At 73.0% G+C, this 8,565-nt stretch carries 11 protein-coding genes; 9 read left to right on the top strand and 2 right to left on the bottom strand.

The window, feature by feature from the left end:
- Positions 1-735, top strand: a 735-nt coding sequence (locus JWQ91_RS00925; RefSeq protein ID WP_297779551.1) for an IMP dehydrogenase, incomplete at its 5' end; no start/stop codon positions are given.
- 3 nt (positions 736-738) lie between these two features.
- On the opposite strand, the gene JWQ91_RS00920 is transcribed toward JWQ91_RS00925, so the two are convergent.
- A complete protein-coding gene (locus JWQ91_RS00920) occupies positions 739-1,800 on the bottom strand; it encodes a glycosyltransferase (protein WP_297779548.1) in 1,062 nt (353 codons plus the stop codon).
- Between the two features lie 157 nt (positions 1,801-1,957).
- Between JWQ91_RS00920 and JWQ91_RS00915 the strand changes: the two genes are divergently transcribed.
- Positions 1,958-2,119 (top strand): hypothetical protein, encoded by a 162-nt coding sequence (locus tag JWQ91_RS00915; protein ID WP_297779546.1) that lies wholly within the window; start codon positions 1,958-1,960, stop codon positions 2,117-2,119.
- A 21-nt stretch (positions 2,120-2,140) separates the two neighbouring features.
- On the opposite strand, the gene JWQ91_RS00910 is transcribed toward JWQ91_RS00915, so the two are convergent.
- Complete coding sequence (locus JWQ91_RS00910) at positions 2,141-2,716, bottom strand: TetR/AcrR family transcriptional regulator C-terminal domain-containing protein (protein ID WP_297779543.1); 576 nt, start codon at positions 2,714-2,716, stop codon at positions 2,141-2,143.
- A 111-nt stretch (positions 2,717-2,827) separates the two neighbouring features.
- Between JWQ91_RS00910 and JWQ91_RS00905 the strand changes: the two genes are divergently transcribed.
- From JWQ91_RS00905 to JWQ91_RS00875, 7 genes are all read left to right on the top strand, one after another.
- Positions 2,828-3,418 (top strand): biotin transporter BioY, encoded by a 591-nt coding sequence (locus JWQ91_RS00905; RefSeq protein WP_297779540.1) that lies wholly within the window; start codon positions 2,828-2,830, stop codon positions 3,416-3,418.
- Between the two features lie 3 nt (positions 3,419-3,421).
- Positions 3,422-4,123, top strand: coding sequence for an ABC transporter ATP-binding protein (locus JWQ91_RS00900; protein ID WP_297779537.1), 702 nt, complete (start codon positions 3,422-3,424; stop codon positions 4,121-4,123).
- On the top strand, positions 4,120-4,731 hold the full coding sequence (locus JWQ91_RS00895) for an energy-coupling factor transporter transmembrane component T (RefSeq protein WP_297779535.1): 612 nt from the start codon (positions 4,120-4,122) through the stop codon (positions 4,729-4,731). Before JWQ91_RS00900 ends, JWQ91_RS00895 begins: the two co-directional genes overlap by 4 nt.
- A 22-nt stretch (positions 4,732-4,753) precedes the next feature.
- Positions 4,754-5,884 (top strand): histidine kinase, encoded by a 1,131-nt coding sequence (locus JWQ91_RS00890; RefSeq protein ID WP_297779534.1) that lies wholly within the window; start codon positions 4,754-4,756, stop codon positions 5,882-5,884.
- Positions 5,885-5,970: 86 nt separating this feature from the next.
- Positions 5,971-6,708, top strand: coding sequence for a LytTR family DNA-binding domain-containing protein (locus tag JWQ91_RS00885; protein ID WP_297779533.1), 738 nt, complete (start codon positions 5,971-5,973; stop codon positions 6,706-6,708).
- Complete coding sequence (locus tag JWQ91_RS00880; protein ID WP_297779531.1) at positions 6,705-7,106, top strand: hypothetical protein; 402 nt, start codon at positions 6,705-6,707, stop codon at positions 7,104-7,106. The genes JWQ91_RS00885 and JWQ91_RS00880 overlap by 4 nt, the downstream gene beginning before the upstream one ends.
- The coding region (locus JWQ91_RS00875; RefSeq protein WP_297779529.1) for a cation acetate symporter at positions 7,103-8,565 on the top strand (1,463 nt) is incomplete at its 3' end. The genes JWQ91_RS00880 and JWQ91_RS00875, both read left to right, overlap by 4 nt.

Genomic DNA, 8,565 nt, shown 5'->3' with positions numbered 1-8,565 from the left:
GTCGTCGACACCGCGCACGGTCACCAGGACAAGATGCTCGAGGCCCTGCCACTGGTCGTGGCCGCGCGGGACGCCCACACCGCCGCGACGGGCACCCGGGTGCCCGTCGCGGCGGGCAACGTCGTGTCGGCGGCCGGCGTGCGCGACCTCGTCGCCGCGGGCGCCGACATCGTCAAGGTCGGGGTCGGCCCGGGGGCGATGTGCACGACCCGGATGATGACCGGCGTCGGCCGACCGCAGTTCTCGGCCGTCCTGGAGTGCGCTGCGGCGGCCCGCGAGGCCGGCGCGCACGTGTGGGCCGACGGCGGTGTCCGCTATCCCCGTGACGTCGCGCTGGCCCTGGCCGCCGGCGCCGCGAGCGTCATGATCGGCTCGTGGTTCGCCGGGACGCTGGAGAGCCCCGGCGACCTGAAGCAGGGCCCGGACGGACGGCCCTACAAGGAGTCCTTCGGCATGGCGTCCGCCCGCGCGGTGTCCAACCGCACCCGTGACGCCGCGGGCTTCGAGCGGGCCCGGATGGCGCTGTTCGAGGAGGGCATCTCGTCGTCCCGGATGTACCTCGACCCCGACCGACCCGGCGTCGAGGACCTCGTCGACACGATCATCGCCGGGGTCCGGTCCAGTGCGACCTACGCCGGCGCGCGGTCGATCGCCGAGCTGCACGACCGGGCCGTGGTCGGGATCCAGAGCTCGGCCGGCTATGAGGAGGGACGCCCGCTGCACGCGAGCTGGTGATCCTCAGCCCGGCCGGGCGATGGTACGGAGCAGGTCGCGCGTCTGGCGCACGGTCCGGTCCCACGTGAAGCCGCGGCCCCAGGCCCGGGCGGCGTCCAGGTCGAGCGCGTCGACCGATGCCACCGCGTCGGCGAGCGCGCGGGGGGTCCAGTCCGCCATGACGGCGGCGTGGCCCGCGGCGACCTCGAGCACGGCCGGGTCCGGGCCGACCACGACGGGCTTGCCGAGGCTCATGCCCTCCACGACCGGCAGCCCGAAGCCCTCGAAGTCCGAGGGGAACACGATCATCGACGCCCTGGCCACGGTGCGCCGGAACTCGTCCTCGGGGAGGAAGGGCGACAGCCGCACCGACCCGCCCAGCCCGAGCCGGTCGATCTCGCCCTGGAGACCTTCGCGCGCCTCGCTGCGCACGCCCACCAGGACCAGTGGTGGAGGCGGTCCCTGCTCGGCGAGCAACGCCCATCCCTGCAGGATCAGCCCCGGGTTCTTGTTGGTGTGGAGCGCGAACGCCACCGCCTCGCCGTCACGGGTCGCCGCCGGCCAGTCCAGGACGTGGTCGGCTCCGTGGTGCACGACCGCGGCGGGCCGCTCGCGGGTGGCGGGCTGCATCGCGTGCAGGTCGGTGAGCGTCCGGTCGGAGACCGCGACGAACCCGGACGCCAGGGCGTACGCCCGGCCGTACGCCACGAACCGGATCGCGCGACGCGTCCGGGAGAACTGGTCGGGCCGCAGCTGGTGGCGCAGGTCGTGCACGACGACCGCCATGGGCCGGGCCGGCCGTCGGAGCGTCGTGGACGGGATCAGCGCGAGGATCGCGTCGGGCTGCAGCTCGCGGACGATGCGGCCCAGGTGCCTGGTCTGCGCGACCGGCCGGCCGAGCACGCCGGGGCGGGGCACCGCGATCTCGTGGCGGACGTGGGTGCCGGTGGGGATCGTCGACCCGGCCGGGACCACGACGTGCACCTCGTCGTCGGGGAACGACGTCGCCCACGCGGCCAGCAGGTGGTCGGCGTACGTCCGCACGCCGCCGAACTCCGTGCCCATGGCATCGATGACGAGCAGCAAGATCGTTCCCGTGTTCTCGTGCCGGAGCCGGAGGGGCTCCCGGCGACAGTCCGGCCGATCTGCACCGTACCGCAGGCGTTGCCGCGTCGCGGGGCTTCGTGGGGACGCGCCGGACCGGTGCCACGGATCTGTCCGGACCGGCTCCTACTGTGGAGGCATGAGCACCACGCTGCGCCACCTCGAGATCCTGCTGGTCTGCGAGATCTGCGACGGCGAGGTCGACCTGCACGGCGGCAGCACGACGGCCCAGTGCCGGCACTGCGGCATCGCCTTCACGGTCGACGACCCCGAGGCGGGCCGGCTCAGCCGGACGGCCTGACCCCTTCCGGAGGCGCGTCCGTCAGACCGCGACCTGGGTCTGTCGCTGTCGGATCCCGTCGAGGATCAGGGACAGCCCCAGGTCGAACGATCCCGCCCCGGCCCGGTCCAACGGTGCGTCGTCGATCGCGCCGACGCTGTTGGCCTGCAGGTGGGTCTGCTCGTCCGAGACGTGACCGAACACGAAGTGCAGGACCGTCATCGCGGCCGCCCGGGCGAACGCCTCGTCGAAGCCGGCCCCCCGCACCGCCTCGGTCAGCCGTCGCGACGGGGAGTGGACGCCCAGCCCGAAGGCGTGCACCGTCGCGATGAGCTCGGCGCCGTCGCGATAGGCCAGCATCGCGTCACGCAGCTCGTGGCTCAGGGCGACGACCTGCTGGTCCCAGCTCGCGGACTCCTCGGCGGGGCGCGCCCCGCGGTCGAGGAGCTCGTCCGCGACGACCGCCAGGAGCTCCTGCTTGTTGGCGAAGTGGTGATAGAGCGCCGACGGCTGCAGACCCAGCTCGGCCGCGATCCGGCGCATCGACAGATCGGGCAGGCCGTACTGGTCGAGGATGCCGACGGCACGCTCGACGATGTCGGCACGGCGATAGCGCATGGGGCCTCCGAGTACGTCACATTGACAGCGCGATCAGCCTATAGGTTAACCTGAACGCCGTTCACCTGAGCATCGTTCAGGAGGCGTTCCCCCCTTTCCGCAGGAGCCATCATGACCACGACCAGCGCGTCCCGCCGCCGCGGGCTCAGCACGACCGACCTCGCGCTCGTCGCGACCTTCGCCGCCTTCATCGCGGTGTGCGCGATCCTGCCGGCGTTCAGCGTCACGGGGGTCGGCGTCCCGTTCACGCTGCAGATGTTCGCGATCTTCCTCGCCGCGGCGGTCCTCGGCGCCCGGCGCGGCGCCCTCGCGGTCCTGCTCTACCTCGCGGTCGGGACGGCGGGCGTCCCCGTGTTCTCCGGCGGTCACGGCGGACCGGCGACGTGGACCGGCGCCACGGGCGGCTACCTGCTCGCGTTCCCGATCGCGGCGTTCATCGTCGGCCTCGTCGCGACCCGGGTCGCACGGACCAACCCCGCCTCGTTCACGGTCGTGGTCTCGATCGCCGCGGCGATCGTCACGGTCGCCGTGGTGGGCGTGCTCGGCGCGATCGGCATGGCGATCAAGCTCGACGTCAGCATCGGTGCCGCGTGGGGCTACGCGACACCGTTCTTCGTCGCCGACATCATCAAGGGCGTCATCGCCGCGATCGTGGCCGCCGCGGTCCACCGGGCGTTCCCCCAGCTGACCGCCAAGCGCTGAGAAGTGCCCCCTGCGATCCGGCTCGACGAGGTTGCCGTCTCGGTCCCCACACCGAGCGGCGACCTCGCGCTGCTGCACCCCACCAGCGTGCACCTGACGGAGCACCGGATCGCCCTGATCGGCAGCAACGGCTCCGGCAAGTCGACCTTCGCCCGCCTGCTCAACGGGCTGGTCGAGCCGACTCGCGGCACCGTCACGGTCGACGGCCTCGACACGGTCGACGACGGCCCGGCCGTACGCCGCAAGGTCGGCTTCGTCTTCACCAACCCGGACGCGCAGCTCGTGATGCCGACGTGCCTCGAGGACGTCGCGCTGTCCCTGCGACGCACCGTCAAGGACAAGCAGAAGCGGCAGGCCCGGGCGCGCGCGATCCTCGAGGAGATCGGGCTGGGCGACAAGGCCGACACCACGGTGCACGCCCTGTCCGGCGGGCAGAAGCAGATGCTCGCGCTGGCCGGGGTCCTGGCCACGGATCCCGCGGTCCTCGTCGCGGACGAGCCGACGACCCTGCTGGACCTGCGCAACACCCGGGCCGTGGCCGACCGGCTGTTCGCCCTGACCCAGCAGCTGGTCCTGGTGACCCACGACCTCGACCTCGCGGTCCGTTGCGACCGCGCCCTCGTGATCGACGACGCCCAGGTCGTCTTCGACGGCGACCCCACGGCGGCGGTCTCGATGTATCGGACCCTGGCGGGAGCGACATGAGCCAGCTGCTCGTCGGGGCGTACCGGCCCGGCACGACGCTGCTGCACCGCATCCCCGCGGGCCCCAAGCTGGGACTGCTCGCGTTGTTCGGCGTCGCGACCGTCGCGATGCCCGGGGCGTGGCCGGCGGTCGGCCTGCTCGGGGTCGCCATCGCGCTGGCGCTGTGGGTGCGGATGCCGCTGCGCCGCACCGTGCGCGCGCTGCGCCCGCTGCTGCTGGTCGTCGTGGTCGTCACGGCGTTCCAGGTCTGGCAGCAGGGCTGGTCGACCGCGATCCACGTCGTGGCGGGGCTGCTCGCCTCGGTCCTGGCCGCCCTGGTGTTCACCGCGACGACCGCGATCGACGCGATGCTCGACGCGATCACGACGGGCCTCGGACCGTTCCGCCGGTTCGGGGTCAATCCCGAGCGGTTCGCCCTGGCGTTCTCCCTCGTGCTGCGGGCGATCCCCGGGATCTTGGAGATCGCCCAGGAGACCCACGCGGCGGCGAAGGCCCGGGGCCTCGAGCGCAGCCCGCGGGCCCTGCTGGTGCCGATGGCGATCCGGACGGTCGCCCAGGCGTACGAGACGGGAGCCGCTTTGCACGCCCGAGGCATCGGCGACGACTGACGCCGCGCGGTAGCGTCGCCCGATGGACAACATCACGACCGCCGCGGCGGCGATCGTCGCGCTGATCGCGGCGGCCGTGTACATCCGGTGGCGGCTGCTGACCCACCGGCGGGTGCTGGGCTCGCCGGCGGACCGGGCGACGTACGAGACCCTGCACACCGCCTCGCTCGCCGCCCCGGCCCTGCGCCGCGGTCTCGACGCCGAGAGCGCGGCCCTCGCGCTGCCCCACGTGCGCCGGCTCCTCGGCCGACCGGCCGTCGCGATCACCGACCTGCAGGGCACGCTGGCGGGCGACGGCCTGCCCGACGTGCAGGAGCTGACCGCCGCCGCGCTCGCCAGTGGCACGACGCAGGCGTCGGCGCACGCGATCGTGGCGCCGCTGTCGGTCGACGGGCGGCTGGTCGGCAGCATCGTCGTGGCCAGCGACGAGGCCTCCGCCGGGCTGGCGCGGGCCACGACCGAGGTCGCCCGCTGGATGTCGAGCCAGCTCGAGCTCGCCGAGCTGGCCGAGTCCCGGACGGCGCTGATGGAGGCCGAGCTGCGGGCGCTGCGGGCGCAGATCTCGCCGCACTTCATCTACAACTCGCTGGGGGCGATCGCGTCCTTCGTGCGTACCGACCCCGAGCGCGCGCGGGAGCTGCTGCTGGAGTTCGCCGACTTCACCCGCTACTCGTTCCGTGAGCACGGGGAGTTCACGACCCTCGCCGAGGAGCTGCGGTCGATCGAGCGCTACCTGGTGCTGGAGAAGGCCCGTTTCGGCGACCGGCTCCGGGTCGTCATCCGGGTCGCGCCGGAGGTCCTGAGCGTGACGCTGCCGTTCCTCGCGGTGCAGCCGCTGGTCGAGAACGCCGTCCGCCACGGGCTCGAGGCCAAGTCCGGCGCCGGCACCGTCACGGTCGTCGCGCTGGACGAGGGCGTCGAGTGCGTCATCACGATCGAGGACGACGGGGTCGGCGTGGATCCGGACACGGTCCGCGACGCACTGTCGGGGCGTACGACCAGCGCCTCGGTCGGGCTCGCGAACGTCGACGAGCGGCTGCGGACCGTCTACGGCGACGGGCACGGGATCATCGTCGAGACCGCCCCGGGCCACGGCACCAAGGTCACGGTCCGCATCCCCAAGTTCCACCCCGGCCTCGACGGCACCCCCTGACCGCTGGGCGTGACGTTTGGCCCCTTGAAGGGGCCGAACTTGGCCCCAACCGACACGCCCAGCGATTTCGAGGCATGATCGGCTGCATGAGCTCACCGGCGTTGCGGACCCTGGTCGTCGACGACGAGCAGCCCGTCCTCGACGAGCTGGTCTGGATGCTGGGCCGCGACGACCGCATCGCGAGCGTCCGGGCGGCCCGCTCCGGTGCCGAGGCGCTGCGGGTGCTGGACGAGGGCGACATCGACCTGGTCTTCCTCGACGTCGTGATGCCGGGGCTGAGCGGCCTGGAGATCGCCCGGCTCCTGGGCCGGTTCCGCACCCCCCCACGCATCGTGTTCGTGACGGCGCACGACGCGCATGCCGTCGAGGCGTTCGAGATGAACGCCGTCGACTACCTGCTCAAGCCCGTCCGGGAGGAGCGCCTGCGCGAGAGCGTCCGCCGTGCGTGCGCCGACGTCGAGGTCGCACCCGCACCGACCGACGACCGGATCGCGGTCGAGCTGGGCGGCGTCACCCGGTTCGTGACCCGGGGCTCGGTGTCGTACGTCGAGGCACAGGGCGACTACGTCCGCCTGCACGTCGTCGAGGGCGGGAGCCACCTGATCCGTACGCCGCTCACGACCCTGGCCGACGACTGGGCCGACGCCGGCTTCGCCCGCGTGCACCGCAGCCACGTCGTCAACCTCCTGCACGTCCGCGAGCTGCGGGTGCAGGGCGGCCGGCTCAGCGTGCTGGTGCCGGCCGGCGACGAGCTGGTCGAGATCCAGGTCGCCCGCCGGCACGCCCGCGCCCTCCGCGAGCTGATCCACGAGCGCGCGCTGTGACCGTCGACGAGCCCACCGAGCCCACCGGGCGGGTCCGGATCACGAAACCCCTGACCGCGGCGCCGGCACACGTGCGCCGCAGCGTCCGCCAGGAGATCGACGAGTCGACCGGCATCGGCGAGGTCTACATGCGCTCGCTGATCCGGGCCCAGCTCCGCGCGGCCCTGACCGTTGCCGCGACCCTCGCGCTGTCGATCGGCGCGCTGCCGCTGCTGTTCCTGGCGTTCGACAGCGTCACCGAGATGCACGTGCTGGGGGTGCCGCTGCCGTGGCTGATCCTGGGGGTCCTGGTCTATCCCGGGCTGTTCCTGCTCGGCTGGGTCTACATCCGCCAGGTCGAGCGCGCCGAGCGGGACTTCACCGAGCTCGTCGAGCCGCACCGCCCGGAGCAGGGATGAACTCCACCTACGGCATCGTCGCGGTGACACTGGTGGCCGTCGCGACCCTGGGCATCGGCGCGTTCGGGCTGCGGATGAGCCGCACGACGAGCGACTTCTACGTCGCCTCCCGCTCGGTCAGCCCCGTCCTCAACAGCTCGGCGATCGGCGGGGAGTACCTCTCGGCGGCGTCGTTCCTCGGCGTCGCCGGGCTCGTCCTGGCGTACGGCGCGGACATGCTCTGGTACCCCATCGGGTGGACGACCGGCTACCTGCTGCTGCTGGTGTTCGTCGCGGCCCCGCTGCGCCGGTCGGGGGCGTACACGATCCCGGACTTCGCCCAGGTACGCCTGCAGTCCCTCGGGGTGCGCCGCGTCGCCAGCGTGCTGGTCGTCGCGGTCGGCTGGCTCTACCTGATGCCGCAGTTCCAGGGCGCCGGGCTGACCCTGCGCACCGTCACCGGCGCGCCGACGTGGGTAGGGACCGTCGTGGTTGCCGTCATCGTCGTGGTCAACGTCGTCTCCGGCGGGATGCGCAGCATCACGTTCGTCCAGGCGTTCCAGTACTGGCTCAAGCTCACGGCGCTGCTGATCCCGCTGTTCTTCCTGGTCCACGCGTGGGTCGGCGACGACCGCCCCTCCCCCGTCGCCCCGACCGAGTGGTTCCGGCCGTTCAGCCAGGCCGACGGCCCCGGGCTCTACCTGACGTACTCGGTCATGGTCGCGACGTTCCTCGGCACGATGGGCCTGCCCCATGTCGTCGTCCGGTTCTACACCAACCCCGACGGGCACGCCGCCCGCCGGACGACGCTGTTCGTCCTGGCCCTGCTCGGCGTCTTCTACCTGCTGCCGACGGTCTACGGGGTGCTCGGCCGGATCTACGCCCGGGACCTCCTGGCGTCGGGCCGCACCGACACCGTCGTGCTCGAGCTGCCGTCCCGCATGATCGGCGGCACGACCGGCGAGCTGCTGGCCGCGCTGCTGACCGCCGGGGCGTTCGCCGCGTTCCTGTCGACGTCGTCGGGACTGACGATGTCGATCGCCGGGGTCGTCGGGCAGGGGCTGGCGCGCGGGCGGCTGTCGACCGTCACGGCGCTGCGACTGGCGGCCGCCGGCTGCGTCCTGGTCCCCCTGGGCCTGGCGCTGTCCGCCGAACGCATCCCGGTCGCGAGCTCGGTGACGTTCGCGTTCGCCCTCGCGGCGTCGACGTTCTGCCCGCTGCTGGTGCTGGGCATCTGGTGGCGCGGGCTCACCGCCCGCGGCGCCATCGCGGGCCTGCTCGGTGGTGGCACCTGCGCCTCGACCGCCTCCGTCGTGACGATCGCGGGGAGCCCCGACGGCTGGTTCGGCGCCCTGATGAGCCAGCCCGCCGCGTGGTCGGTGCCGGTCGGCTTCGGGCTCATGATCGGGGTCTCGCTGCTGACCCGCAGGGGCGTCCCCGCCAACGTCTCGCGCACGATGGTCCGGCTGCACACGCCCGA

The sequence above is a fragment of the Aeromicrobium sp. genome (assembly GCF_025965075.1).
GTDB lineage: Bacteria > Actinomycetota > Actinomycetes > Propionibacteriales > Nocardioidaceae > Aeromicrobium.
This window is presented reverse-complemented; position numbering and strand designations above follow the sequence as displayed.

What these genes read in the sequence shown, in the direction of transcription:
- JWQ91_RS00915 (WP_297779546.1), top strand. Translation starts at nt 1,958, where the DNA reads ATGAGCACCACGCTGCGCCACCTCGAGATCCTGCTGGTCTGCGAGATC.
- JWQ91_RS00910 (WP_297779543.1), bottom strand. Translation starts at nt 2,716, where the DNA reads ATGCGCTATCGCCGTGCCGACATCGTCGAGCGTGCCGTCGGCATCCTC.
- JWQ91_RS00905 (WP_297779540.1), top strand. Translation starts at nt 2,828, where the DNA reads ATGACCACGACCAGCGCGTCCCGCCGCCGCGGGCTCAGCACGACCGAC.
- JWQ91_RS00895 (WP_297779535.1), top strand. Translation starts at nt 4,120, where the DNA reads ATGAGCCAGCTGCTCGTCGGGGCGTACCGGCCCGGCACGACGCTGCTG.
- JWQ91_RS00890 (WP_297779534.1), top strand. Translation starts at nt 4,754, where the DNA reads ATGGACAACATCACGACCGCCGCGGCGGCGATCGTCGCGCTGATCGCG.
- JWQ91_RS00885 (WP_297779533.1), top strand. Translation starts at nt 5,971, where the DNA reads ATGAGCTCACCGGCGTTGCGGACCCTGGTCGTCGACGACGAGCAGCCC.